Raw genomic sequence first — 24,337 nt, 5'->3', positions numbered from 1 at the left:
ACCACTATTTTGTTTTTTGATACGGCGCTGGCAGCGGAACAGATCAACACCAGGACAAAGGCGGTGATACCGTTGAACTGACAAAAAACTGCGGCAGAAGGCGGTGGCAATGCAGCTATCTGAGCTGTGCCAGAGTTATGATAAAGACAACTTTATCGTTGTGGAGTAGCGGGGCGTGCAGTCAAAAACTTTGGATACATCATTTATTTTCCCGGGCCTGATACTTGGCGCAGCTTTTTGGGCCCATGCAGTGATAGCGCAGGAGCATCAGCATGAAGCTCATGGCAGCCACACTCATGGCGAGGCCGTATTAACTTTTGTACTGGAGGGCAATGAAGCCGAGCTGGCTTTTGCAACGCCAACCGCTAATATCGTCGGTTTTGAACATCAGGCAAAAGATCAGGCGCAGCGTCAACTGGTACAGAAAATGATCGCCGATTTTACCAGTGCTAACTGGTTTAGTTTTGATCCACAGGCCAATTGCGCTGTGACAGGAACTGATATCAGCTCTGATTTAACGGCTGAACGCACCACTCAGCCACAACATGCAGATTTAAATGCCAATTACACTCTGGTTTGCCAGAATCCTGCGCGTCTGCAGACACTGACCTTAGATTTAGCCAGCATAGCATCGGGTGTGGAAAAAGTTTCAGTGCAATGGATAGTCAATGGTGAACAGGGCGCTGCGGATTGGACAACTGGTTCCGGCGCTTTGGTTCTGACGGCCCGGTAAGGAAAAAGCGGACCTGGTCGCACCGAGTTTGCGTCCGGGGTAATCTCAAGCCCACGGCACAAAAAAATCGGCCGGAGCCGATTTTTTTATCGGGTTAATACCAGACTATTCGTAAGTATATTCTTCGATTTTATCGGCTTTCATCGAATAGGCTGATTTGGCCAAATCATGGCTCATCATCTCTGTGGTTAAAGTACCACTGATCCAAAACGGCGAATAAATCATGTCGCCTTTGATTTTTTGTTTGTTGGTGACAAAAATAATCTGGTTTGGTGGCGGTGGTGGAACGTGAATACAGGCGCCGAAATAAGGCACCAGAAAAAATGCCGTCACGTTTTGGTCAGCGTCGTACTCCACAGGCACGATAAAACCCGGTACTTTCACTTTCTTATTATTCAGCTCAGCTTTGACGTTGGCGGACATCAGCACTTCATTCCAGGCTGCCGCGGCAGGGTCCTGATTGCCGAAGGCTTGATTTAATACACCACTTGATGGAGCTTCCCCCCCTTCGTGGCTGATTTCCGGCAATTGTTCCATCTTCTTCAAGTCTTCTTCAGGCAATAAATCTGTCCATTCCAATGCCTTATAGTCGTCTGCTTGTACTGGTAACGCCGTAAATGCGACCAAAGTCAGAATTAACGCCATGTATAACGATTTAACCATTGGAGCCTCAGCCTCTGCATATGTTATAAGGTCACAAAAGAAGCCGTATCATAACATGAGCCTTGAAATGTCAGAGCACACAGACCTGAAAATTCCGGCACTTGAACTCAAATCTTTGGTGTTCAGTTGGCCAGACCAAGCCCCTTTGTTCAACATACCGCAGCTAAAATTAGCCCAGGGTCAACATTTATTCATTTATGGTCCCTCCGGCTCAGGTAAAACCAGCTTGCTGAATCTGCTGGCGGGCATTTACCCTTGCCAGCAGGGAGATATTCTGATCGCGGGCCAGTCAATGGCCGATATGTCTGCGGCAAAGCGGGATCAACTGCGGGCCTCTTCTATAGGTGTCGTCTTTCAGCAACTGAACTTAATACCGTATTTGACTGTGTTGCAAAACGTGTTGCTGGTGAGTGCTTTTGCCAAAAAAATCCCTCAGGCCGAGCAACGGGCCCGTTATTTGTTGCAGAAGCTGGGGTTAGAGCAGCAGCTATGGCAAGCTCCGGCCAATCGTCTGAGTGTGGGGCAACAGCAGCGTGTGGCGATAGCCCGAGCCTTGCTCAGTCAGCCGGCATTATTGATCGCAGATGAACCAACCTCAGCATTAGACCATAAACACAGAGACAGTTTTATGCAGCTCATGCTGAGCGAGGCACAGCTTTGTGGCACTACAGTAGTTTTTGTCAGTCACGATCCTGCTCTTCGCCGTTACTTTCACTTTGAGCTGGATATGGAACAGTTACATCAGGGAGTTCAGCCATGTTAATGCAGTTGGCCAGAGCCAGTTTATGGAACCGTAAAGGCACAGTGCTGATGACGGTCATCTCTCTTACCATCAGTATCGCGTTGTTGCTGGGGATAGATCATATCCGCCATGAAGCGAAAAGCAGCTTTACCAGCACAGTGTCTGGTACAGATTTGATTGTGGGAGCACGCTCCAGTCAGTTGAATTTATTACTGTATTCGGTATTTCGTATTGGTAACGCCACCAATAATATCAGTTGGAAAAACTATCAGACGGTTAAAACACATCCACAAGTCGCCTGGAGTATTCCGATCTCATTGGGGGATTCACACCGTGGTTACCGGGTGATTGGTACCAACGAAGATTATTTTAAGTTTTACCAGTATGGTGAAAAACAAGGGCTGAAATTGGCGCAGGGAAAAGTTTTTGCTGGGGTGTATCAGGCGGTGATTGGCTCTGTGGTAGCGCAAAAGCTGGGTTATCAACTGGGAGAACAGATCATCTTGTCGCACGGCGTGGGGAGCATCAGTTTTACCCAACATAAAGATAAGCCGTTTGAGGTGGTGGGTATTCTGGCGCCCACTGGTACTCCAGTGGATCAGAGTGTGCATATTCCGCTACAGGGTATTGAAGCCATTCATCTGGGCTGGCAGAGCGGTGCTATGCCGGCTCCAGGCAAAAATATCAGTGTCGAGCAAAGCCTGACTATGGATCTGGAACCTAAGGTCATTACCGCTTACATGCTTGGATTAAAGTCAAAAATGGCGACTTTTGCGGTGCAGCGTCAGCTCAATGAATTTAAAGCTGAACCTTTGTCGGCTATTTTGCCGGGCGTGGCGTTGGCAGAGCTTTGGCAAATGCTGAGCATGGTTGAGAATATGCTGCTTTTAATTACGGCTTTAGTGATAGTGGCGACCTTGGTTGGCATAGTCACGACTTTGTTGGCTGGATTAAAGGAGCGCCAGCGTGAAATGGCCATACTAAGAGCCGTTGGCGCACCGGCTTCTACCGTCTTTTTCCTGATCGAGCTGGAGTTACTGCTGATGGCGTTGTTGTCTATCGCCGCGGCTTTGCTGGTGTTAGTCGCGGGGCTCTTTGGATTCCGTGAGCTGCTGGCCAGTCAATATGGGCTCTTTATCAGTATTAATCCCTGGCACGATCAAACCGCGCTACTGCTTGGCGTTGTACTTGGCCTGACCTTAGTTTTAGGCGCTATCCCGGCCTTTTTAGCCTATCGCAGGGCTTTAGCTTCAGGTTTAATGGTAAGACTGTAATAAGATTGAGCAAAGGCAGTTGGGTCTTTGCTCAATTTTTGTTGTTGTTTTAAGCACATAGCATAAAATTTTCTCAGCGATTTTGTATTTGCCGCTAGGATTTGTTTAATCCTTTGTTATAGTAGAACAGCACCTATAACGAACTATGACTGAGCATGACCGCAGATCAATCTAAATTAGAGCAACAACTTGCCAAGCTTCATCAGCAATATATGGAGCGACTAAAAGAAGATATCCCTGTGTTGGCTTCTGAGGTTGGCGCCCTGGTTACTTTGCCCGCTCAGTCCGATTGGCGTGCTGTTATTCTGCCGCTCAAACACAAATTCCACACGCTGGCAGGCTCTGCCGGCACCTTCGGTTTGCCCCAATTGGGCAAACTGGCTAAAAACCTGGAACTGCAGTTAAAAGACTGGATGGCACAAGAGTCTGCTCCCGATCTGGCGGCCATTAATAGTTTTATGAGTATTTTCCAGCAGGTGCAATATGCGCATCAAAGCGGACATCAGGTGATGAATCTGACATCGGCCAGGCTGGATTTGCTCAATGACCAAAAAGCGATAATTTACGTGCTGGAAGATGACGAAGAAACGGCGCATCATCTGACCTTGACTCTCGCTACTTTTGGCTATCAGGTACAAAGTTTTAAACGTATTGCTGAACTTGATCTGGCGCTAAAGACAAAGCTACCCGATGCGCTCATTCTCGACATTTCCTTACCAGATGAAGAACAAACCGGGTTGGAGTACATTGCTGGTTTTCAGAAAACCCTGGTGGAAGCTTTGCCTGTACTGGTCCTGACCAGCCATAACAGTTTTGAGCATCATTTGCAGGCGGTGCGGATAGGGGCCAGAGGTTATTTTGTTAAACCTGTAAACACCACGTCGCTGGAAGCCCGGTTGCAACGTCTGCTGGCGGTGCGCCGGCGTGAAGCCTTCAGGGTGTTGATTGTGGATGATGATCAGCTTTTAGCTGAACATTACGCACTGGTGCTACAAGGCGCAGGTTTGCGGGCCGAGATATTACTCGACCCGTCACAAATTTATGAAGGTCTGAACAGATTCAGACCTGATGTTGTGCTGCTGGACGTGTTGATGCCGGGCTGCTCAGGCCCTGAACTGGCGCAGTTAATTCGTTTGCAGGATGAATGGCTTAGTGTTCCCATTATTTACTTATCGTCGGAGACAGACGGCGAGCGTCAGTTGGCCGCCTTAGTCAAAGGCGGTGATGATTTCCTGACAAAACCTATCACAGACACAGCGCTGATTGTGGCTGTGTTTGCCAGAGCTCAGCGGGCCAGACAGCTTGCAGATATGATGACCAAAGACAGCTTAACCGGCTTGTTGCAGCACGCCCGGGTCAAAGAGCGCTTAAGTCACGAGTTACAGCGCAGTGAACGCACTGGCGAGCCGTTAAGTGTGGTGATGCTGGATATCGATCATTTCAAAAAAGTGAACGATAACTACGGTCACCTGATTGGGGATCAGGTGATCAGCAGTTTAGCCAACCTGTTAAAACAGCAGCTACGTAAAACCGACATTATCGGCCGTTATGGTGGTGAAGAGTTCTTACTGATTTTACCGGATTGTAATCAGCAGCAGGCTTTTGGCTTGGTGGAACAGTTACGTCAGTCCTTTGCCAGTTTACCTTTTAGCTTTGATTACCAGAATTTTCACTGTACCTTCAGTGCCGGGATCAGCCAAGCCAAAGGCGCAGATGATACAGAGCAACTGATCGACCAGGCCGACAAGGCGTTATATAGCTCCAAGCATGCAGGCAGAAATCAAACTCAGTTTTACCAACAACCCAGCTAACTCATGCCTGCTTCAAGGCTCTGGTTGCAGAGCCTTGATCGTTCAGCCTCTTTGCACTAACAAGTTTTTTAGCTGCTGCAATAAAGCAGGTAAATCGATACGGCTTTTCGCCAGCACTAAATCCACCTGATGTCGTTGCGTTGGACTCAACTCCTGAGCCGACCAAATCACCACTGGCGTTTGTGGCTGGTGCAACGCCAATTCCGGTAATAATTCAAGGCCAGAGCCATCAGGCAAGCCAATGTCCAGAATGACCAGGTCAAAAGCCTGACTGCGCAGCAGGTGCGTAGCGGATTTGACACTGGTCGCCTGCACAGATGAAGCAAAGTCGGCCAGATGTAACGCCAGTACCTGGCCTAAATGCGGGTCATCTTCGACATGAAGAATTTTGCTCTCCTGATTTTTCTTCGCTCGCAACAGCAGATCCAGTTTTTCGAGCAACGACGAGGGCGATATAGGTTTTTCCAGCCAGTCAAGCGCATGAATACCGCCAAGTAGTTGGGTATGATTGTCTCTTGATTCAGAACTTACAATCAGTACCGGAGTGGTCTGGTAGGCTTCACGGCTGCGTAGTTCGGCAAACAGAGCTGAACCATGACCATCAGGTAAGTTCAGATCCAGAGTCACACCCTGATAGCTATCGAGATCCAAAGCGGCAACCGCCTCTGCCAGAGTGGCGGCGTTATCGCTTTGATAACCCTGAGTGTGCAGCAGTTGCATAATAAAAGCCGCCGCATGAGGGTCATCTTCGACGACCAGAATTTTCGGCTGCTTTAGACTGGCTTGTTGCGCCTGAGGGAAGTTCAGGTAAAAACAACTGCCTTTGACTGGTAAATTGTAAAAGCCGACCTGGCCTGCCATATGTTCAGTCAGTTCTTTGACTATGGCTAAGCCCAGACCTGTACCCTCACTTTGTCGGCTGTCTGCCCCATCGGCCTGCGAGAATTTCTCGAAAATATGCGCTTTGAATTCTTCCGATATGCCAGGACCTTCATCCTCCACTTCGACCCTGACCACAGTGTCTTTTAGCACAGAGCGCACTTTTACCACTGAACCTGAAGGAGAGAACTTGGCCGCATTGGACAATAAGTTGGCCATAATTTGCTGAAATCTCATCGCATCCACCATGACCAAAGCGTCTTGCTGCCCGCAAATTTTTAGCTTAACTCCGTATTTAGTCGCATAAGGCTGGTTAATTTGTACGGCTTTTTGCAGCAGGTCAGAAATCAGGCAAAGTTTTAGCTCAAAATGCATTTTACCGGCGACCAGTTTATCTATGTCCAACAAATCATTAATCAGTTGGCTCAGCCTGGAGCTGTTATCTTTGGCTATCTCCAGCATAGGCACCATGGCTGGCGGAACCGCGCCTAATACGCCTCCGGTGATCAGGGCTAAAGAACCTGAAATAGACGTCAACGGTGTGCGCAGTTCATGACTGACCATGGAGACAAACTGGTTTTTCATCTGCTCTATCCGGCGACGTTCGGTAATATCCTGAAGAATGGACCAGATCTGCTGTTCACCCTCGTTATTTTTAATCAGTACCCCGGTCACAGACACAGGAACTACATGACCATCCTGATGCTGCAGTTCCTGCTCCAGCGGACCATAGCGCCCCTGTTGTTGCAGTTGCAGCATTGCATGCTCTGCCTGCACTGTGTAGTCAGCTTTTTTCTGAGCTTCCACTGCAACAGCAGGGGGGGGATAACCCAGCATACGATAAAACTCCGGGTTCGCCTCGATGAAAGCACCGTCAGTAAAGCGATTCAGCGTGATGGCCAGTGGCGCCATTTGGTAGAGTGAGGATAATTTTTGTTCACTTGCTGTTAAAGCCAGTTGAGCTTCGTGTTGCAGCGTCACATCCCAAATAAAACCATCTATGTATAACAACTCGCCTTTTTCGTCATACACACCCTGACCTAACTCCTGCACCCAACGTAAGCTGCCATCTTTGTGTCTGAGCCGGTATTCAACATTAAAGCGCTGCCGCTTAGCTAATGCCTGCTGCACCAGGGGATTGGTATGCTGCATGTCTTCAGGGTGGTTTAACTGGGCAAAGCTGATTTCTTTACTTCGGATCAGTTGCTGTGCCTGATAACCTGTCAGTGCGAAAACCTCATCACTGATAAACAACATAGTCCAGTGTTCATCGTTGCGACAGCGGTACACCACACCCGGCAGGTTATCCAGCATGGAGCGGTAACGCTGCTCACTCATCAGCAGGGCATGATTTAGATGCTCTAGTTGAGTAATGTCTATTGCTACCCCCAGAAAACCACGAATAGCATTGTGTTCATCCCGCATGGCGGACACACTCAAACGAACTTGTTTACGATCGCCATTTTTGCAAAGGTAGGTCCATTGCCGTGTTTCGTTTTGCCCTTGTCTGGCCTGATGTACAAAGACATCAAACCCCTGGATCGATTGCTTGTACTTTTTGCTCAGTAACTCTCCCTGAGTTTCAACTTCTGCCGGATCATGAAACAAAGCGGGGCTGTGCTTGCCAACCAGTTCATCAGCGCTGTAGCCGAGCATGCGCTCTGCTCCGGTATTAAACAACCTGATGATCCCCTGTTGGTCGGTTGAAATCAGTGCAACCTCAGTGGAGGAGTCAATCATGGCTTGCAGCCAGGAGCGGGTTTCTAAGATCTCCGCTGCTTTTTCTGCAGCCTCAGTCACATCGGAATGAATACCAAACATCAGCAGGGGCTGATCATCGGCTGTCCAGTTCATCACCTTGCCTATTGCATGGATCCACACCCAATGGCCGTTCTGATGCTTCATCCTGAATTTGGTGTCGTAATAGGGCGTTGCTTTGGAGAAATGCTGAGCCAGTATTTGTTTTGACTGGCGCAGATCATCGGGATGCAGCAGGCTGGCCCACAAATCGATCGAGGTGGTCGTTTGTTGTGACATTCCTAAAAGTTCAAACCAGCGCGCATTGTAGATGGTGGTACCTGTCTGTATATTCCACTCCCAGGTGCCGAGATTCGAGCCATTAATGATGGCATCCATCCGATCATGTTCTTGTTTTAACTGAATTTGTTGCAGGTGAACTTCAGTGACATTGGCGGCAATAATGATGATACTTTCGACCTGACCCCGACGATTTTTTTGTGGCACGAAGTTCACATCGAAAATTTGGCCATTGGCAGGTTTAGCCTGAAAATTGACTGTCTCTCCTGCCAGACAAAGCTCTAAAGACGGTTTGGCATGAAGGAAAGCGTCTTCACCAAAAACTTCAGCAATAGTTTTACCCACGGCAACTTGAGGTACTACACCAAACCACTCTTGATACTTGCGATTACAAAAGATGTAGCGAAAATGAGTGTCAACTTGCCCTAACAACACCGGGGCATGATTAATCACGGTTTCCAGGGTGCGTTGCTGTTTGTAATGTTGTTCTGCTTTTTGCCGTGCTTCCAACAATTGCACTGCCTGCAGCCCTAATAAAGCCAGACTTTGCCGTTGTTCTGCAGTTAATTCTCTGACTTTACTGTCTACTACACACAAAGTACCAAGCACAACACCGTTGCTTAAGGTCAAAGGGGCACCGGCGTACATTCTGATCCCATCTGGTTTGGTGACGTCCGGATTGTCGGCAAAACGTGGATCCTGAGTCGCATCTGACACATACGTCAGTTCGTTGGGCTGCAAAATGCTGTGAGCACAAAAGGAGATATCTCTGTGGGTTTGATGATGATCAAAGCCGATTTTTGTTTTAAACCACTGTCTGTCTTTGTCCACCAGCGTCAGCACAGCACAGGGCGTCTGACATATATAACTTGCCAGTTGCACCAGCGCATCAAAGGCGGCCTCCGGGGCGGTATCAAGGATATTCAACGCATGTAGTGTCGCTAAACGTTCTGTTTCGTTAGGTGGTAAAGCTGCCCGCATAACCTGTTCCAGACAATAACCATAAATAGAGTGTAACTGTTAATTTAAAAGCTTTTAAACAAAAAGCTGAAACAAAGCAGCTATTTAGTTGCTTTAGTTGTGTTGGTAAAGCGGACAAGGCAAACCAGAAGCCAGCGGCTGCCTTGCCACTGAGGCAACTCAGTACTGTTGATGCCGAACTTAGGGATGACAAAGCAGCGAAAGTCAGCGAGCATAGACGCTGCATCCATCGAATCAGACAGGAGTGGTTATGTTGGGAAGAATTCTGTGTTGGTGTGTCGTTTTATTTATCGCAACGGTGAGCGCCTCAGAGCCACAGTTGCTCAGAGCCGATTATCAAAGTGCTGTGGATGGCTTAAAGCGGCAGTATTTTGTTTATTTACCACGGGGGTATGATCAAAAAGCAGTAGAAAAATGGCCGGTATTGCTGTTTTTACATGGCAACGGTGAGCGGGGCAATGGTCTGGATGAACTGGACTACACCCTGATCCACGGCCCTTTGTACGAGGCCTGGGTGCAAAAACGTGACCTGCCTTTTATTATGATAGTGCCGCAATTGCATATGTTTGACATGGGGACGCTACCTTATATTGCCAACCGCACCAAAGCTGATATTCCAAAGCGCCTCGCCGAAGGTGTACCGCCACGCCCTGAGATGTTTCCATCTGACAGTCCGATAGCGCCAGCTCAAGTGGTGAACGATATGGCGAAAGTGCCCGTGTTATTGCCCAATGGTTGGGAGAGGGCTGAGCAGGATCTATTGGCCATGCTTGCCGCGGTGGATAAAAACTACAATACGGACCCCAAAAGACGTTATATCTCTGGTATCAGCTACGGCGGTTTTGGTACCTGGTATATGGCCAGTAAACATCCACAGTTATTCGCCGCTGCCGCTCCCGTTGTGGCCTGGGGCCATCCGGATCTGATACCACCATTGGCCGCTGCTAAACTGCCACTTTGGGTGATAGCTGCAGGCCGGGATTCGGCGATTAACAAAGATAATTTTTATCCGGGTATAGAGAAGCTACGTCAGTTAGGCCACACCAATGTCCGTTTTAGTATGCTGGAACAAGCCGAACACGACGCCTGGCGGCAAGTGTACGAGGGCTGGGATATTTATGGCTGGTTGTTGCGGCAGGAGAGGTAGGGGTTATCTGTCTTACGCGTCCGCCGCGAAACCACAATAAAGCATAAGGCCACCTTGCGGTGGTGGGATAGTTGGGGGGATTTATTCACGGCTTTGCCGCTCACCTCTCGTTTGGCAACGAGAGGCCGCTCTTTGGGCGTTGTCTGCGCTTGCTGCGCAAGCTCCGGCTGAACCCCGAACGGCGCTTCGCGTCCACCGCGAAACCACAATAAAGCATAAGGCCACCTTGCGGTGGCTAGATAGTTGGGGGGATTTATTCGCGGCTTTGCCGCTCACCTCTCGTTTGACAACGAGAGGCCGCCCTTTGGGCGTTGTCTGCGCTTGCTGCGCAAGCTCCGGCTGAACCCCGAACGGCGCTTCGCGTCCGCCGCGAAACCACAATAAAGCATAAGGCCACCTTGCGGTGGCCTTATGCTTTATTGGTGGAGCCGGGGGGATTTGAACCCCCGGAAAATATAGAAATATCATGGAATTTCATTGATACTTGTACTCAAGTCATCATGTAACTAGTTGCTACCAGAGTTTTTCGAAGCGTTATACATTGCTTGAAAATTCACGGTTGGTAACATAACTGCATCTAAACCAGCGTTAAGTGTAAGTGTACCGATAAAACTTCTTAAATAAGGATAGGCAATTGCTGGAGCATTAACCACAGGAAATGGTGACTGCTTAAACTCATCAGTAATTAATTCATCGGTTTCAAATTCAAATGTCTTAACAACTTCTAAATAAAATCTCTCAGCTGTATATAATTCAATAGTAAACATAACAGTAAAATTTTTAGGTTCACCGTCGCTGTATCCATTTGTGAAACTTATTTTTAAATCATCTTCAACACTATGATCCAACGATGATTTCAAATTTAAGCTTTCAACAACATAATCCTTGAGTGCTATTTTCATTACGCAGCATATTCCAACATTGATTCATCATTGCTTGAAAAATATGAATAATCTACACATAAAAAATGCTCGAAGCAATTCACAATTTTCATGTCAATATCATCGTATTTAATATTGATAACGTGACTAGATTCATTTAAATCATAACCAAAACTTTCTATAATATTCTTAAGTTCTTCTAAAGAATAATTTTCAAGTTTTTGTAATGCTATGTCTAATTTATGTTGAATACTCATTTATGCCACCAATCCTGATCTGACTTCTTGTATTGAATCCAACTTTATGATTGAAACGTTTTTAACGCATGCAACCGTGCAGTTTGGTACGTTGGACGATACTTGATTCTTCCTTTCAAAAATAGATTTAATATATAGATTATGAATAACAACATCTGATTCTAAAAGCTCCGCCATTAAATCCCAGAGTATCTTGTTTTGTACATTCGCTGGTTTTCTTGTAATCAAAGGCATAATTTTTTCGTATGTTTCTTTACGAAGCTTGTTGAACACAACTAATCCATCGTTTGTTGTCGTATCAAAAATTTTTGAAGTATCGATAGTCGCCATTAATATGACAAAGTTTGTATACTTATTCGCCCTAGTTTTCTTGCAATAAGCACTAGCTTTAGCCCATTCCTCAGCATTCTCGATCGGGCAGGATATGCCTTCTGTAAAGAAGTATACTCCTTTTCCTAACCAATCGTCTGGATTTTCACTTGGGTAAAAGTTATTCGCCTTGATCGAGTGAATTTTTTGATAATCAGTACCATGGTAAAAGTTCATAACAAGTTATCGGCATCCTTTCATCAAAACTTGCATCCAAAAGTCTTATTAAGCAAAATTTTTGTGTATCTTACCAAAAAAATTACCTATTTCAAGGAAAACGACTTTCTCTTAGAAATTAGATTACGTTAATTTTTTTACTAAGTACATCTAATGAAAAAGTTAGAGAACGCTAATGATGCTTTAATCTTGCTGCAGGTTGGGGCCCTCCGAGCTGCCCCTCCCTACCTGCAGCAAGATTTCAGTCACCTAGCCAACGAGCATAAATCATCCTTATCATGCCCCAATCTTTATGCCCCATCTGTCTTGCAAGCCAAGTAGGGTCCGCACCATTAGTTAGCATGGTCGAAGCGTAGGTGTGTCGGCAGTTGTAAGGGCGTCGATACTTTACTTGGGCCGCCTTTAAGGCTGGCCGCCAATATCGATCCCTTGGGAAACTATCATTTTTCCATGGGGCCATTGTTCTTGGGTCGAGAAAGCAGCGTTGTTGTGGTTGAGGGTTTGGATGGGTTTGATATACCTTTTGAAGCGATGATAAGGCTTCATCATGTAGCTGATGTGTCCGGCTTGAGCTTTCGGTTTTAGTGCCATTATCTCTGCCATTAACAATGGAACGGCGGATATAAATACGCTTTTTCTCAAAATCTACGTCTTGCCATGTCAGGCCCAGTTGTTCGCCTGTTCTGAGTCCAGTCCAGAATGCGAACTGGTAAAAATATCTGGCTGGATTGTCGGGTAGGGCGGCTAGAATTTTTTCTCGTTCTTCGGTATTAAAAGGCTGTGCTTCCTCTTTTTTCCTGACCATGCGAGCTGTGCGGCTTATTGGGTTGGTGTCCAGTATTTCATCCTGTACTTGTTCCTGAAAAATGCTGAGCAGCAAGGCCCGTACTTCATTGATAGTTTTTGGCGAAAGCTCAACGGTAGACATCCAATCTTTGAGCAGAGCTGCCTTAAACTCATTTAGTTTGAGTTTGCCCCAAAGCGGCAAAATGTAGGTCGTGATTTTGCTGTTGTAGCCTCGAATTGTACTGTGAGCCCAGTTTTTCCGGTTGCGTTGAAACCATATACCGACAGCCTCAGCTACTGTTCGCATTGCTGCTTTGTTATTGCTGAATTCAAAGGCTCTGGCGCTGTTAGGGAAGTGGGCCGCATAGTCAAAAGTACCCATATCGATTTCATAGTTTATCTGTTCGCGTTTTCTGGCAAGCTCCTGTAAACGTGTTTTGGTCGGTGTTCCCCTTATTGTCTCCCTGCATCTGATAGTTTGATAATAGAACTCTATCCGCATTGAGCTTTCGCTGGCATAAATGCCCTGATAGTCAGTTGGTTTCATGCTTTAAACTCCTGCTCGATGGAGTCTTGGTAGGCTTGTAGGTTGATATACACACGGCCCTCCCACTTTTTCCAGTGGAAGTTCTGGCGTAATTTACCTTTCAAAATTGGTGTCAGGTCTTGCCCTTTGCCCCTGGTTTTTGCGGCTGGTTTTGTATGGCGGCAACTCAATTTCTTGCTGCGGCTGATGGCAAAGGCCACCTTGCGGTGGCTGGATAGTAGGGGGGATTTATTCGCGGCTTTGCCGCTCACCTCTCGTTTGACAACGAGAGGCCGCCCTTTGGGCGTTGTCTGCGCTTGCTGCGCAAGCTCCGGCTGAACCCCGAACGGCGCTTCGCGTCCACCGCGAAACCACAATAAAGCATAAGGCCACCTTGCGGTGGCCTTATGCTTTATTGGTGGAGCCGGGGGGATTTGAACCCCCGTCCGAAAAACCTAGTTCGTCGGTACTACATGCTTATCCAGTTATTTGGTTAACCCTATGAGCGCCAACTGGCAGGCTATCGTCGGGCGAGTCCGATTGGTTTTAGCATCTTGGCTCCGGACAAAGCCGCCATGCGATCCTGTTAGGGGTGATCTCCCAAAATCCCGGCTTACAGGCATGCGCGGGGGGGAGAGCATCTACTGCTTATTAGGCAGCGATTGCGTAAGTTTCGTCGTTTGCGACTACTAGTTTGCGGCTTTTTTACGAGGCCTACCGCACCTCGGCATGCACCTAAGAGTTCGTGAATCCCGTCGAATCCAGTATCGGCCCCGAATTCTTTTGTCTTCTGAACACTACAGTGTTGAGCGCATTCTACGCTCTGCAGTTCAAGGCAGCAAGGTAAGAACTGGTGTTTTCTTGCTGAGTTTCACTGTTATTACTCTATATGGTGATGAATTGAACAATTTCAAGCTGTAGTGGGGGAGTAGCCCACAACAGTTATCTTTTGCTGTGTTTCATCATCCGTTCTTTTTCGCGCGACCAGTCTCTGTCTTTGATGTCGTCACGTTTGTCGAAATGCTTTTTACCTTTGGCCAGATAAAACTCCAGTTTCACCCAACAGGCTTTCCAGTACATGGAAGTGGCTATTAAGGTGTAACCGTCCTGTTCTTTTTTACCGACCAGTTTGTTCAGTTCACGCTTGTTTAATAGCAATTTACGTGAACGCTCCGGATCGCAGACTACATGAGAGGATGCGCTGTGCAGCGCCTGAATTTGTGCACCAATTAAAAAGGCTTCGCCATCTTTTAAAATGACGTAGGAGTCGGACAAATTGACTTTGCCTTGCCGGATACTTTTGATTTCCCAGCCTTGCAGGCACATACCTGCTTCGAAACGCTCTTCGAGGAAATAGTCGTGCCGTGCTTTTCTGTTCTGGGCTATGGTGCCGCCCTGATTTTTGTTGCTTTGTTTTTTGCTCATCTTTGCTGAACGAATTAACTCTTAAAAGCCAAGGAATTTAATGGCAAAAGGCTTGCGCCTGGGACATTGAGGCTACGGCTAATTCTGTTACAATCGCCGCCTGCATTAAGGGGAGAGAGTATGCCACAAATTGAGCGCAGCGCACTGGTTTTTTACAGCGCGCGCCAGATGTTTGAGCTGGTGAACGATGTACCGCGGTATCCGGAGTTTTTACCTGGTTGTGCCAAAGCCGAAATTCTGCAGCAATCTGCCCATCAAATGGTGGCGAGGTTGCAGGTGAAAAAAGCCGGGATCAGCCAGGAGTTTACTACCCGAAATACCTTGGTCACAGACTCGAAAATTCAGATGCAACTGGAATCCGGTCCTTTTAAAACCTTATCCGGAGGCTGGACTTTTGTGCCCTTGAGTGAAGACGCCTGTAAGGTGGTACTGGCTTTGGACTTTGAGTTTTCCAACAAACTGGTCGAGTTTGCTTTTGGTAAAATATTCAATGAGTTAACTGCGGCTATGGTGGGTGCATTCACCCAAAGAGCGAAACAAGTGTACGGAGAACAACATGGCTGAAACCAAGGCTGTTGAGCTGGCTTATGCCACACCTGCCAAACAAAGTTTGCTGAGTTTAACTGTGGATGCGACTGCCACTGTAGAACAGATTATTTTGCAGTCTGGCATACTTAGCTCTTTTCCGGAGATTGACCTGAGTCAGAACAAAGTAGGAATTTGGAGCCGGACTTGTAAACTGACCGAAGTCCCAAAATCAGGGGATCGGATTGAAATATACCGACCTTTAATTGCTGATCCGAAAGACATGCGTCGCCGTCGCGCTGAAAAAGCCAAAGATGAAGGGCGGGCTAACAAAACAACGGGTGGCAGGGCGCAAGTGCAGAGTGCTGAGGCTGAAGAGCCATCTGAGATTCGATAAATAAGCAGAAAAATCAGACGTCAGTAACGACAGGTCAGAGCTCAAGCTCTGACCCCGGCAAGGTTATTTATCCAGCGGTGTATTAAAGTTGTCCGGCTTTTTAAAGTCACCCGTGATATCCACCAGCTTGTCGTCTTTAAAGCTAGCGATCAGTTGCTTTTCAAAATTCTCACCACGGCCACCTTTTAACGCATAAAAATAATGCCAGATGTCGTCGTCAAAAGCGTTTTCAGCAACAGGGTTACCCAACACAAAACGCACTTGCTCCTTGGTCATTTGTACCCGCAGCTTGTCGATATCTTTTTGTTCCAGAAAGTTGCCTTGTGGCACGTCAATCCGATAAATCCAACTGCTGCAAGCACCCAGAGTCAATGCTGTGGCCAACACAAGGGCCGTTTTCACTACTGCTTTCATCTGTCTCTTCATCTGAATAAGTCTGGCGGCATCATACCGCAAGCGTGGGCTGAAATTAAAGCCTTAATCAGACCTAACTGCACTGGCTAAGTTCTTGCCCGCTAAAAATAATGCTGCTTTGGCTGTTTTATGGCGCACAGAGCAGTTCACGGGCATTGGCAATTGCATTGGCGCTGACGTTTTCGCCAGCCAGCAAACGGGCTATTTCCTGCACCCGCTCTTCGTCTGCCAGTTCACGAATACGGGTTTCTGTCGCTATACCGTCTGTGTATTTTTCGACAAAAAGTTGATGATGACCCTGACTGGCCACTTGCGGCAAATGAGTGACACAAATCACTTGGGTGGACTCTCCCAACTGACGTAATAATCGACCCACACCAGCCGCCACAGGGCCACTGATGCCTACGTCTACTTCATCGAAAATCAGTGTTGGGGTTGTCACTTTCCCCGCTAAAATCACCTGAATAGCCAAGCTGATACGGGATAACTCACCACCAGATGCAACTTTATGCAGTGGCTGTAAAGGTTGGCCCGGATTGGTACTGACCAGAAAATCGACTTGATCCCAGCCGGATGCATTGGCTTTTTCTATACCTGCACTTTCCACTGCGATATAAAACTTGCCATTGGCCATACTGAGTTCAGCCATGCTGTGAGCAATTTTATCGGACAGCTCTAACGCAGCCGATTTACGCAGTTCAGATACAACTTCGGCGGCCTCGCAATAGAGTTGCTGTGCCTGTTGAATTTCAAGCTGAAGTTGCACTATGCGTTCATCATCGCCAGCCAGTTCTGATAGTTGTTGCGACAATTGCTGGTGATATAAGGCCAGTTGATCGTTCGGAATTTGATGCTTACGGCTTAAACTAAGCCACTGGCTCAGACGCAGGTCAATCTCTGCCAAACGTTCCGGGTCTATGTCTACTTTTTCGCTGTAACGGCGTAATTCACGGCCCGCTTCTTCAATCTGCACTAAAGCTTCGCTCAGCATCTGATGAATAGGAGCTAAGGCCGGATCAACTTCGACAAAGTCGTCCAGTTGCTGGCAGGCATGACTTAACAAACGATAGCTATTGGTCTCTTCATCGTCATACGCCAGTTGTAACGCCTGTTGACTGGCTTGGATCAGGCTGTGACTGTTGCTCAAACGCTGATGTTCAGTTTCCAGCTCGGCAAATTCATCGACGCCTGGCGCAAACTGGTCCAATTCAGCCACCTGATACTCCAACAACTGACGTTGGGCTTCCCGTTGCTGCTGACTGCTCTGTAGTTCGCTGTATTCCTGTTTCAACTGTTGCCAGGCTTTCCAATGCTGGCGGCACGTGGCTAAAGCGGCTTGGGTATTGGCATAAGCGTCCAGTAACTGGCGTTGATGATCAGACTTTAATAACAGTTGATGGGCATGCTGACCATGAATACTCAGCAGATGATGGCCTAAAGCTTTCAGTTGCTGCGCCGGCACCTGCACGCCGTTAATATAACCACGGGAGCGTCCTTCGCTGCCAATCACCCGACGCACTATGCATTCATTGCCCATAGCGAGATCCTGCTCGGCCAGCCAGAGCTGGGCAGCCGTTAACTGGCTGATATCAAAGGTAGCGACTATATCGGCTTTATCACAACCCGGCCTTACGGCTAAACCGTCAGCCCGGTCGCCTAAACATAAAGACAAAGCGTCTAAAGCGATAGACTTACCTGCGCCTGTTTCGCCGGTAATGGTGGTCATACCGCTACGCCAGTCAAGTTCCAGCGCGCGCACTATGGCAAAGTTACTGATATGCAGATGATTGAGCATGGTGTTACTCCCTTCCACTGAATAACTGTTAATTTATACAGTAATTTTGTGTTTAGCAAGGGAGTAGTGCAGAGATTTTTTAGTAGAGTTTGCTGCCCCAACCAAGTTTGTTGCGCAACACGTTAAAGTAGCTGTAGCCTGGTGGGTGCACCAGTTTCAGCGGTTTAGGATGTTTACGAATACGGATCTCATCACCCGGCATCACCGCCAGGATCACATGACTGTCGCAGCTCACTTGTAAATGCGCGTCGTTACTGGGCGATACTTTTAGGACTATTTCACTGGTGCCTGATACCACCAAAGGGCGGCTGCTTAAAGTGTGAGGGAACATAGGCACTAAACTCATCGCATCCAGCTCGGGCGTCAAAATTGGGCCACCTCCGGACAAGGAATACGCGGTTGACCCTGTCGGCGTGCTGACAATTAAACCGTCCGAGCGCTGGCTAAATACAAATTCACCATTGATATGAGCTTCAAACTCAATCATATGCGCTACTTTGTCGGCGTGTAATACAGCTTCGTTGACAGCACTGTTACTGCTTTTGACGCAGTCATTGCGATAGACTTCCACTTCCAGCAGGTTACGTTTTTCAGTGACAAAATTACCTGCCAACACAGCCGCTAAAGGAGTTTCAAAATCTTCGGGTGATAAGTCGGTTAAAAAACCCAGGTTACCGCGGTTTACCCCCAGCACTGCCACACCGAATCGGGCTAAAACCCGTGCCGCCCCCAGCATATTGCCGTCGCCACCTACTACTATCGCCAGATCACAGTTTTTACCCAGCTCCACTAAATCCAGCACCTGCACACCAGGCAAGGCTAAAGATTCCGCTACTTTTTCTTCGACATAGACCTGTAACTTTTGTGCTGTTAAGAACTGATACAGGCGAATAAGAGTAGTATTGGCGCCCGGATGGTTAGGTTTGCCAATTAATCCAATGGTTTGAAATGCGCTGCCAGGGTTTTGACTCATGAGTATTCCTTTCAAAGTGCAAATGCAGTATACCCATAGTTTTTCACAGCGAACAGCTTTGCAGGCACAGAGGCAAGACGGCCAAGGCTTGAATTTTTTAATAAAGACCCCACAATACATAGCAGTATAAGCAGGGCGTATTTATTTTTGGTATTTGGGCAGTCTTTTTAACCGGAGTAACAGCGGTAGTGGTTCAGTTAAGCAGACCAGAACTGATATTAAAACTCATCGTCGAGCATTATCTGACGGATGGTATGCCGGTGTCGTCTAAATTGTTGTGTGAGCAATCAGAGCTTGGTGTCAGTTCGGCGACTGTGCGCAATACCATGATGCTGCTGGAGCAGCAGGGTTTTATCCGTTCTCCTCATACCTCTGCTGGCCGGGTGCCAACCACTTCGGGTATCCGCTTATTTATCGATAAAATGTTACAGCTAGAGCCGTTGAGTGGCCGCTGGCTGGATGCTATTCAGGTGAACTTACCGCCACAATTGCCTGTTTCTTTATTATGCCAGCAAGCCGGGCAGTTGCTTGCTAACTTAACCGGCATGGTCAGTATTGTCAGTGCGCCCAAGGGGCAGGGCCGGGTGATACGGCAGGTTGATTTGGTGCGTTTGGCCACAAAACGTTTGTTGCTAGTGGTGATAGACGAAGACGGCGATATTTTGCACCGCGTGCTGTTTAACGATGATTTAATTGATAATCCAACCCTGAGCCGGGTGTTGTGTCTGCTGAATGCGGCGTTGTGCGGACAGGACTGGCTGGATGGGATTTCGCGTTTAGCCTTAATTGCCAAACAAGAATCTGGAGCTGTGCAGACTTTAGTACAAACCGCTATGACACAACTGAGTCTGGATGAGATGCAGCAGCATCAGCCGCTGATTTATGGTCAGCATCAATTGATGCAGGCAAGTGACTACCACCGGGATCCGGAATTGCAGCAAGTGATTGAACTTTTGGATAATCCGTCCTGTCTGGTGAAGTTATTAACGCCTGTGACTGAGGATGCTCAACCTAAATTAATACTCGGACGTGAGTCTGGTATTGAACCTTTAGCCAAGGTGAGTTTGATCTGTGCGCGCTACCGTGCTGAGCCCCATGGCTTTATCGCGTTGCTTGGGCCACGACGGATGGACTACGGCCGTTTTGTGCCTTTAGTGGAAGCTGTCGCACAACAAATGTTTTTTAACTTGAATCATCTTAATCAATCCCCATAATAAGCCAACCTATGGTGGAGTAGTAACTAATGAGCGAGCAAGATAAAGTGCAAACTGAACAACAACAGGCTGCGGAAGCAGCGGCAGAGCAAGAAGTGGTCGAACTGACGCCGGAGCAGGAACTTATTGCAAAGCTGGATGCAGAATTACAGCAGGCAAAAGCCCAGTTGGCAGAGCAGCATGATTTAATGCTTAGAATTAAAGCTGAAGCCGACAACAGCCGTCGTCGTTCAGCTATGGACGTTGAAAAAGCCCATAAATTTGCGCTGGAGCGTTTCGCAGGTGATTTATTGCCTGTAGTCGATAACCTCGAGCGTGCTTTAACTTTCTTAAATCGTGACGACGAAAGCCAAAAAGCTATTGGTGAAGGTGTGGATTTAACCCTGAAGAGTTTGTTGGATACCCTGGCAAAAAACGGTGTGCAGCAAATTGACCCACAGGGTCAGCCATTTAATCCTGAATTCCATCAGGCGATGTCGATTCAGCCAAGTGCCGATGTGGCGCCAAACACTGTGACTTTTGTCATGCAAAAAGGCTACGAGTTAAATGGCCGTTTAGTACGCCCTGCGATGGTGGGTGTATCTAAAGCTGTTGAATAAACAGCGTCCGTAACAAGCGGGGGGCGAAAATCCGGGCTGTCAGCAGCTATGGTTTTCGCCCCTTTAATTTTTACTGGGCTTTATTGTTTCAGGCTTTTACAATAGTCGCATCACAGTGTCGGCATTTACAAAGGAATCTTTTTGTCTGATCTGGAGTCTGGTGTAACGCAGCCTGCGCACGCTAGCGCTGAACTGGTGCTTTGCCGCCACTGCGATTTATTGCAGCAATTGCCGTTGCTCTCTGTTGGTCAGGAAGCAGCCTGCAGTCGCTGTGGTTATTTGCTGGATATGCGCCAGAAAGATCCGGTATTACGTCCTGTGCTTTATGCCGCCAGCTCCTTGTTTATGCTGGTGTTGGCTAACCTCTTTCCTTTTATCGGTATGGATGTGGCGGGTAACGTCCATATTATGAGTTTCTTTGATACCTCCTCGGTATTATTTAACGAACATCAACAATGGCTGGCCGTGCTGGTTTGGTTGTTTATTCAGGCGATACCGGCTTTTTGTATGCTGGCGGTGATTTATATCAAGCTGGGGATGGTAAGGCGGGTGCGGGGTCTGGTTTGGACTGCGCGGGTGCTTTATATGCTCAAACCCTGGAGCATGGTCGATATTTTTCTGATCGGTATTCTGGTCGCCTTTGTCAAACTTGTGGTCTACGCCGATATTTCTGTGGGTATGAGCTTTTGGGCTTTTTGTTTGTTTTGTTTGTTGCATTTGCGCACTTTTCAGGTCATAGACCGTCATGCCTTGTGGGAATCGATAGCGCCGGCGCCTCAGCCTGTCCCGGCAGATTTTGCCGGTCGGACCGGGGTTTCACTGAATTTAGCCAGTTGCAGTTGTTGTACTGCCATAGTGCCGCTGGAGCAAAAGCATTGTGGCCGTTGTGGCACCAAAGTGACGGCCAGAATACCGGCTAGTCTGCAAAAGACCTTGGCTTGGCTCGTCACCGCGACCTTGTTGTATATCCCGGCCAACTTACTGCCTATTATGGAGACGGTATCGCTTGGCAGCAGTATTCAGTCTACGATCATCAGCGGCATCATATTAATGTGGCAGGATGGAGCTTATCCTGTGGCTATTGTGATTTTATTGGCCAGTGTAGTGGTGCCTGTGGTGAAAATTGCAGTGATGTTTTGGCTTTGTTATCTGGCCAGCCACAGTGGACATAAACGCCAGTTGCTGTCGACTAGAGTGTACCTGCTGGTCGATTGGATAGGGCGTTGGTCTATGGTGGATGTGTTAGTGGTGGCTATTCTTGCGGCGCTGGTTCGATTTGATTTATTGATGGGGGTTTACCCTGGTATGGGGGCGATAGTTTTTGCGACTGTGGTGATCACCACCATGCTCGCCGCTATGAGTTTTGACCCACGTTTACTGTGGGACCAACGAAATAAAAAAGAGGAGCAGCAGCGTGGCTAAGACGCAGGGCCGGGTGGCCGCGGTGAAAAAGATCCGACAATTATCCCCGATCTGGATAGTACCAGTGATAGCTGTTGCTATTGGCATTTGGATGCTTTACTACACTCAAAAAAATCAGGGGCCCCTGATTACCCTGGTGACCCTGAATGCTGAGGGCATAGTGGCAGGTAAAACCCAGATCAAAAGCCGCAGTGTGGATATAGGCCGGGTGGAATCGGTGCAGCTATCGGAAGATTTAAGCAAAGTGTTGATCAAAGCCCGGATGGATCCAGGCATTGAAGCTTTACTGAATGAAGACTCGCAGCTTTGGGTGGTTAAACCTACAGTAGGCCGTGGCGGCGTCAGTGGTTTAAATACCTTATTATCAGGCGCTTATATTGAATTGCAACCGGGAAAAGCCAGTGTGCAAAAGTATTATTACGAGCTGCTGGACAGTCCGCCTATAGCACCAGCCGATGCGCCTGGGGTACGGGTGACTTTGTTAAGTGATGATGCCACAGCGCTGGCCGTTGGCGACCCTGTGCTTTATCACGGTTATGCGGTAGGTACGGTAGAGACCAGTCATTTTGTCGCCGAGCAAGGCCATATGACCTATCAGTTGTTTATCCGTGCCCCTTATGATTCGTTAGTCACTGAAAACGTGCGTTTCTGGCAAGCCAGTGGTATGGCGCTGGATGTGTCTGCGCAGGGCGTGCGGGTGGAATTAGCTTCTGTGGCTACGTTGCTCAGCGGTGGGGTGCATTTTGATGTGCTGGACGGTTGGCCTGCCGGGGATAAAGTCGCCAGCAACAGCGAGTTTCAACTGTTTAAAAACCAAAAGGCGATCAAAGAAGGTTTGTATACTGAATACAACGAATACCTGCTGTTTTTTGATGAGTCTATTCGTGGTCTGACCGCGGGTGCTCCGTTGGAATACAAAGGCATACGTATTGGTACTGTGGCTATGGCGCCATACTTTTTTAATATGGACAATCCGTTGGATGTGGCCTTTAACAAAGGTATTCCGGTGTTGGTGCGGGTGGAAGCGGGTCGTCTGGCGGGTGAGATGAGCCTGAAAAAACTGGCGCAGGAATTAGAAACTGCAGTACAACATGGTTTAAGAGCGGTATTAAAAACCGGTAGTTTATTAACTGGTGCTTTGTATATTGAACTGGTGCAAACCGATGCAGTGATTGAGTCGCCTAAAGTCAAACTGGATGAGCCGACTTTGGCTGACGCTGAACCGTCTGACAAAGTTCAAGTCGCCACAGCGCAGACACCGCAGTTTTCCAGTGAAGGTTTTGTACCTGCACCTTTTGCCCTGGCCGAGCACGCTGGTCTGAAGATTATGCCAACAGCGCCCAGTGGTTTAGCCAATATTGAGCAAAAAGTGCTGCAGGTACTGGATAAAGTCAATCGTCTGCCGGTGGAAGATGTGTTAGCACAAAGTTCAGCCACTTTAGCGCAGAGTGAAAAAATGCTGAAAAATGCCGAGCAGTTGATCCTGTCGCTCGACCAACTGGTGAAAAACAATGCAGTGCAGCAATTGCCTGCTGATTTACAACAAAGTTTGGCTGAACTGCGTCGAACTCTGGCGGGCTTTTCGCCTGGTTCACCGGCTTACGAGCGTTTAAATGGTAATTTGCAGTCGATGGATCAGTTATTGCGTGATTTACAGCCTGTGATTAAAACTATGAATAGTCAAAGTAACTCACTGATTTTTAATGCCGATCTACCAAAAGATCCTGAACCTGAGAAGGGCAACTAATGCGTTATTTAGCTTGTGTAGTGTTAAGTCTGGCGTTGGCTGGTTGTGGTAGCTCTCCTGCAGAACTGCAGTACTACCGTTTACCTGCAGTAGCGGCCAAAGCACCGCTAGTCGATAGCAGCAAAGTGTTGGTGATCGAACCTGTAATGGTGGCCAGTTATTTAAATAGCAATGCGCTGGTGTATCAGAACAATGCAGTGAACCTGCAACTGACCCGCACTCATCAATGGGCCGAAGCATTAGACCAACAACTGACCCGTACCCTGCAAGCGCATTTGTCCGCTGCGTTAGCAGACTGGCGTGTGACTCAACAAGCCAGTAGCCCTTCGGACAGTCGCCTGACAGTGCAGGTGACTCAGTTCCATACCACGGCGGATGGAGTGGTGCTGATCAGTGGTCAGGCGCATTTACTCACAGGCGCTGCCGTGAAGCAAATGCCTTTTGAGCTGCAATTGGCTATAGCTGATGATGGCTATGATGAAGTAGTCAAAACTTTAGGGCAAGGCTGGGGACAAGTGGCGACACAACTAGCAAAACTGGTGGAGTAACACTAAGACCGGGCG

Annotated in this window: 23 protein-coding genes and 1 other RNA gene; 12 read left to right on the top strand and 12 right to left on the bottom strand. The window is 47.8% G+C overall.

The window, feature by feature from the left end; genetic code table 11:
- Positions 1–175 precede the first annotated feature (175 nt).
- Positions 176–733: a ZrgA family zinc uptake protein gene (locus SD53_RS00360; protein ID WP_052749191.1), complete on the top strand. Its 558-nt coding sequence runs from the start codon at positions 176–178 to the stop codon at positions 731–733.
- A gap of 105 nt (positions 734–838) precedes the next feature.
- On the opposite strand, the gene SD53_RS00355 is transcribed toward SD53_RS00360, so the two are convergent.
- Entirely contained in the window at positions 839–1,396 is a 558-nt protein-coding gene (locus SD53_RS00355; protein ID WP_046518220.1) for a DUF3299 domain-containing protein, read from the bottom strand.
- A 67-nt stretch (positions 1,397–1,463) separates the two neighbouring features.
- Here SD53_RS00355 and SD53_RS00350 point away from each other — a divergent pair, with 67 nt between their 5' ends.
- From SD53_RS00350 to SD53_RS00340, 3 genes are all read left to right on the top strand, one after another.
- Entirely contained in the window at positions 1,464–2,159 is a 696-nt protein-coding gene (locus SD53_RS00350) for an ABC transporter ATP-binding protein (RefSeq protein WP_046518381.1), read from the top strand.
- The gene (locus SD53_RS00345) at positions 2,153–3,412 is read left to right on the top strand and encodes an ABC transporter permease (RefSeq protein WP_046518219.1); all 1,260 of its coding nucleotides are present in this window, start codon (positions 2,153–2,155) and stop codon (positions 3,410–3,412) included. Before SD53_RS00350 ends, SD53_RS00345 begins: the two co-directional genes overlap by 7 nt.
- A gap of 155 nt (positions 3,413–3,567) precedes the next feature.
- Positions 3,568–5,223 carry a diguanylate cyclase gene (locus tag SD53_RS00340; protein ID WP_046518218.1) on the top strand — a complete coding sequence of 552 codons (1,656 nt, stop codon included), beginning with the start codon at positions 3,568–3,570 and terminating at the stop codon, positions 5,221–5,223.
- A 42-nt stretch (positions 5,224–5,265) separates the two neighbouring features.
- On the opposite strand, the gene SD53_RS17860 is transcribed toward SD53_RS00340, so the two are convergent.
- On the bottom strand, positions 5,266–9,120 hold the full coding sequence (locus tag SD53_RS17860) for a PAS domain S-box protein (protein ID WP_052749190.1): 3,855 nt from the start codon (positions 9,118–9,120) through the stop codon (positions 5,266–5,268).
- A gap of 250 nt (positions 9,121–9,370) precedes the next feature.
- Between SD53_RS17860 and SD53_RS00330 the strand changes: the two genes are divergently transcribed.
- Positions 9,371–10,267, top strand: coding sequence for a carboxylesterase family protein (locus tag SD53_RS00330; protein WP_046518217.1), 897 nt, complete (start codon positions 9,371–9,373; stop codon positions 10,265–10,267).
- Positions 10,268–10,773: 506 nt separating this feature from the next.
- Here the strand turns inward: SD53_RS00330 and SD53_RS00325 are convergent.
- The 7 genes from SD53_RS00325 to smpB all read right to left on the bottom strand — a co-directional run bounded on the left by SD53_RS00325 (position 10,774) and on the right by smpB (position 14,688).
- Complete coding sequence (locus tag SD53_RS00325; protein ID WP_046518216.1) at positions 10,774–11,169, bottom strand: protein-export chaperone SecB; 396 nt, start codon at positions 11,167–11,169, stop codon at positions 10,774–10,776.
- Positions 11,169–11,405 (bottom strand): hypothetical protein, encoded by a 237-nt coding sequence (locus SD53_RS00320; RefSeq protein WP_046518215.1) that lies wholly within the window; start codon positions 11,403–11,405, stop codon positions 11,169–11,171. Before SD53_RS00320 ends, SD53_RS00325 begins: the two co-directional genes overlap by 1 nt.
- Positions 11,406–11,951, bottom strand: a complete 546-nt coding sequence (locus tag SD53_RS00315; RefSeq protein WP_046518214.1) for a hypothetical protein — start codon at positions 11,949–11,951, stop codon at positions 11,406–11,408.
- 241 nt (positions 11,952–12,192) lie between these two features.
- Entirely contained in the window at positions 12,193–13,284 is a 1,092-nt protein-coding gene (locus SD53_RS00310; RefSeq protein ID WP_052749189.1) for a tyrosine-type recombinase/integrase, read from the bottom strand.
- Entirely contained in the window at positions 13,281–13,640 is a 360-nt protein-coding gene (locus SD53_RS18560; protein WP_046518213.1) for a hypothetical protein, read from the bottom strand. The genes SD53_RS00310 and SD53_RS18560 overlap by 4 nt, the downstream gene beginning before the upstream one ends.
- Positions 13,641–13,679: 39 nt before the next feature.
- Positions 13,680–14,038, bottom strand: a transfer-messenger RNA (tmRNA) gene (gene ssrA / locus SD53_RS18155).
- Between the two features lie 167 nt (positions 14,039–14,205).
- Positions 14,206–14,688, bottom strand: a complete 483-nt coding sequence (smpB, locus tag SD53_RS00300; RefSeq protein ID WP_046518212.1) for an SsrA-binding protein SmpB — start codon at positions 14,686–14,688, stop codon at positions 14,206–14,208.
- 120 nt (positions 14,689–14,808) lie between these two features.
- On the opposite strand from smpB, the gene SD53_RS00295 reads away from it, so the two are divergent.
- Both SD53_RS00295 and SD53_RS00290 read left to right on the top strand, forming a co-directional pair.
- Entirely contained in the window at positions 14,809–15,252 is a 444-nt protein-coding gene (locus SD53_RS00295) for a type II toxin-antitoxin system RatA family toxin (protein WP_046518211.1), read from the top strand.
- On the top strand, positions 15,245–15,610 hold the full coding sequence (locus SD53_RS00290) for an RnfH family protein (RefSeq protein WP_046518210.1): 366 nt from the start codon (positions 15,245–15,247) through the stop codon (positions 15,608–15,610). The genes SD53_RS00295 and SD53_RS00290 overlap by 8 nt, the downstream gene beginning before the upstream one ends.
- A gap of 63 nt (positions 15,611–15,673) precedes the next feature.
- Here SD53_RS00290 and SD53_RS00285 read toward each other — a convergent pair whose 3' ends face one another.
- The 3 genes from SD53_RS00285 to nadK all read right to left on the bottom strand — a co-directional run bounded on the left by SD53_RS00285 (position 15,674) and on the right by nadK (position 18,792).
- The gene (locus SD53_RS00285) at positions 15,674–16,024 is read right to left on the bottom strand and encodes an outer membrane protein assembly factor BamE (RefSeq protein WP_082101731.1); all 351 of its coding nucleotides are present in this window, start codon (positions 16,022–16,024) and stop codon (positions 15,674–15,676) included.
- Positions 16,025–16,151: 127 nt separating this feature from the next.
- On the bottom strand, positions 16,152–17,819 hold the full coding sequence (gene recN / locus SD53_RS00280; protein ID WP_046518208.1) for a DNA repair protein RecN: 1,668 nt from the start codon (positions 17,817–17,819) through the stop codon (positions 16,152–16,154).
- A 79-nt stretch (positions 17,820–17,898) separates the two neighbouring features.
- Positions 17,899–18,792, bottom strand: a complete 894-nt coding sequence (gene nadK, locus SD53_RS00275) for an NAD(+) kinase (protein WP_046518207.1) — start codon at positions 18,790–18,792, stop codon at positions 17,899–17,901.
- A 188-nt stretch (positions 18,793–18,980) separates the two neighbouring features.
- Between nadK and hrcA the strand changes: the two genes are divergently transcribed.
- The 5 genes from hrcA to SD53_RS17855 all read left to right on the top strand — a co-directional run bounded on the left by hrcA (position 18,981) and on the right by SD53_RS17855 (position 24,322).
- Positions 18,981–20,006, top strand: coding sequence for a heat-inducible transcriptional repressor HrcA (gene hrcA / locus SD53_RS00270; protein ID WP_046518206.1), 1,026 nt, complete (start codon positions 18,981–18,983; stop codon positions 20,004–20,006).
- Positions 20,007–20,035: 29 nt separating this feature from the next.
- On the top strand, positions 20,036–20,605 hold the full coding sequence (gene grpE, locus SD53_RS00265; protein WP_046518205.1) for a nucleotide exchange factor GrpE: 570 nt from the start codon (positions 20,036–20,038) through the stop codon (positions 20,603–20,605).
- A gap of 141 nt (positions 20,606–20,746) precedes the next feature.
- Positions 20,747–22,027 (top strand): PqiA/YebS family transporter subunit, encoded by a 1,281-nt coding sequence (locus SD53_RS00260; RefSeq protein WP_046518204.1) that lies wholly within the window; start codon positions 20,747–20,749, stop codon positions 22,025–22,027.
- Positions 22,020–23,774 (top strand): intermembrane transport protein PqiB, encoded by a 1,755-nt coding sequence (gene pqiB, locus SD53_RS00255; RefSeq protein WP_046518203.1) that lies wholly within the window; start codon positions 22,020–22,022, stop codon positions 23,772–23,774. The genes SD53_RS00260 and pqiB overlap by 8 nt, the downstream gene beginning before the upstream one ends.
- Entirely contained in the window at positions 23,774–24,322 is a 549-nt protein-coding gene (locus tag SD53_RS17855) for an ABC-type transport auxiliary lipoprotein family protein (protein ID WP_052749187.1), read from the top strand. Before pqiB ends, SD53_RS17855 begins: the two co-directional genes overlap by 1 nt.
- The last annotated feature ends 15 nt before the right edge of the window (positions 24,323–24,337 follow it).

The organism is Rheinheimera mesophila, assembly GCF_000986865.1.
GTDB classification, from domain to species: domain Bacteria; phylum Pseudomonadota; class Gammaproteobacteria; order Enterobacterales; family Alteromonadaceae; genus Pararheinheimera; species Pararheinheimera mesophila.
Note: the sequence above shows the minus strand (reverse complement) of the source record. Positions and strands in the feature narration are given on the sequence as shown.

What these genes read in the sequence shown, in the direction of transcription:
- recN (WP_046518208.1), bottom strand. Translation starts at nt 17,819, where the DNA reads ATGCTCAATCATCTGCATATCAGTAACTTTGCCATAGTGCGCGCGCTG.
- SD53_RS00350 (WP_046518381.1), top strand. Translation starts at nt 1,464, where the DNA reads ATGTCAGAGCACACAGACCTGAAAATTCCGGCACTTGAACTCAAATCT.
- SD53_RS00325 (WP_046518216.1), bottom strand. Translation starts at nt 11,169, where the DNA reads ATGAAAATAGCACTCAAGGATTATGTTGTTGAAAGCTTAAATTTGAAA.
- nadK (WP_046518207.1), bottom strand. Translation starts at nt 18,792, where the DNA reads ATGAGTCAAAACCCTGGCAGCGCATTTCAAACCATTGGATTAATTGGC.
- grpE (WP_046518205.1), top strand. Translation starts at nt 20,036, where the DNA reads ATGAGCGAGCAAGATAAAGTGCAAACTGAACAACAACAGGCTGCGGAA.
- SD53_RS17860 (WP_052749190.1), bottom strand. Translation starts at nt 9,120, where the DNA reads ATGCGGGCAGCTTTACCACCTAACGAAACAGAACGTTTAGCGACACTA.
- SD53_RS00340 (WP_046518218.1), top strand. Translation starts at nt 3,568, where the DNA reads ATGACCGCAGATCAATCTAAATTAGAGCAACAACTTGCCAAGCTTCAT.
- SD53_RS00285 (WP_082101731.1), bottom strand. Translation starts at nt 16,024, where the DNA reads ATGAAAGCAGTAGTGAAAACGGCCCTTGTGTTGGCCACAGCATTGACT.
- SD53_RS00320 (WP_046518215.1), bottom strand. Translation starts at nt 11,405, where the DNA reads ATGAGTATTCAACATAAATTAGACATAGCATTACAAAAACTTGAAAAT.
- SD53_RS00290 (WP_046518210.1), top strand. Translation starts at nt 15,245, where the DNA reads ATGGCTGAAACCAAGGCTGTTGAGCTGGCTTATGCCACACCTGCCAAA.
- SD53_RS17855 (WP_052749187.1), top strand. Translation starts at nt 23,774, where the DNA reads ATGCGTTATTTAGCTTGTGTAGTGTTAAGTCTGGCGTTGGCTGGTTGT.
- SD53_RS00330 (WP_046518217.1), top strand. Translation starts at nt 9,371, where the DNA reads ATGTTGGGAAGAATTCTGTGTTGGTGTGTCGTTTTATTTATCGCAACG.
- SD53_RS00345 (WP_046518219.1), top strand. Translation starts at nt 2,153, where the DNA reads ATGTTAATGCAGTTGGCCAGAGCCAGTTTATGGAACCGTAAAGGCACA.
- SD53_RS00315 (WP_046518214.1), bottom strand. Translation starts at nt 11,951, where the DNA reads ATGAACTTTTACCATGGTACTGATTATCAAAAAATTCACTCGATCAAG.
- SD53_RS00295 (WP_046518211.1), top strand. Translation starts at nt 14,809, where the DNA reads ATGCCACAAATTGAGCGCAGCGCACTGGTTTTTTACAGCGCGCGCCAG.
- smpB (WP_046518212.1), bottom strand. Translation starts at nt 14,688, where the DNA reads ATGAGCAAAAAACAAAGCAACAAAAATCAGGGCGGCACCATAGCCCAG.
- SD53_RS00310 (WP_052749189.1), bottom strand. Translation starts at nt 13,284, where the DNA reads ATGAAACCAACTGACTATCAGGGCATTTATGCCAGCGAAAGCTCAATG.
- SD53_RS00355 (WP_046518220.1), bottom strand. Translation starts at nt 1,396, where the DNA reads ATGGTTAAATCGTTATACATGGCGTTAATTCTGACTTTGGTCGCATTT.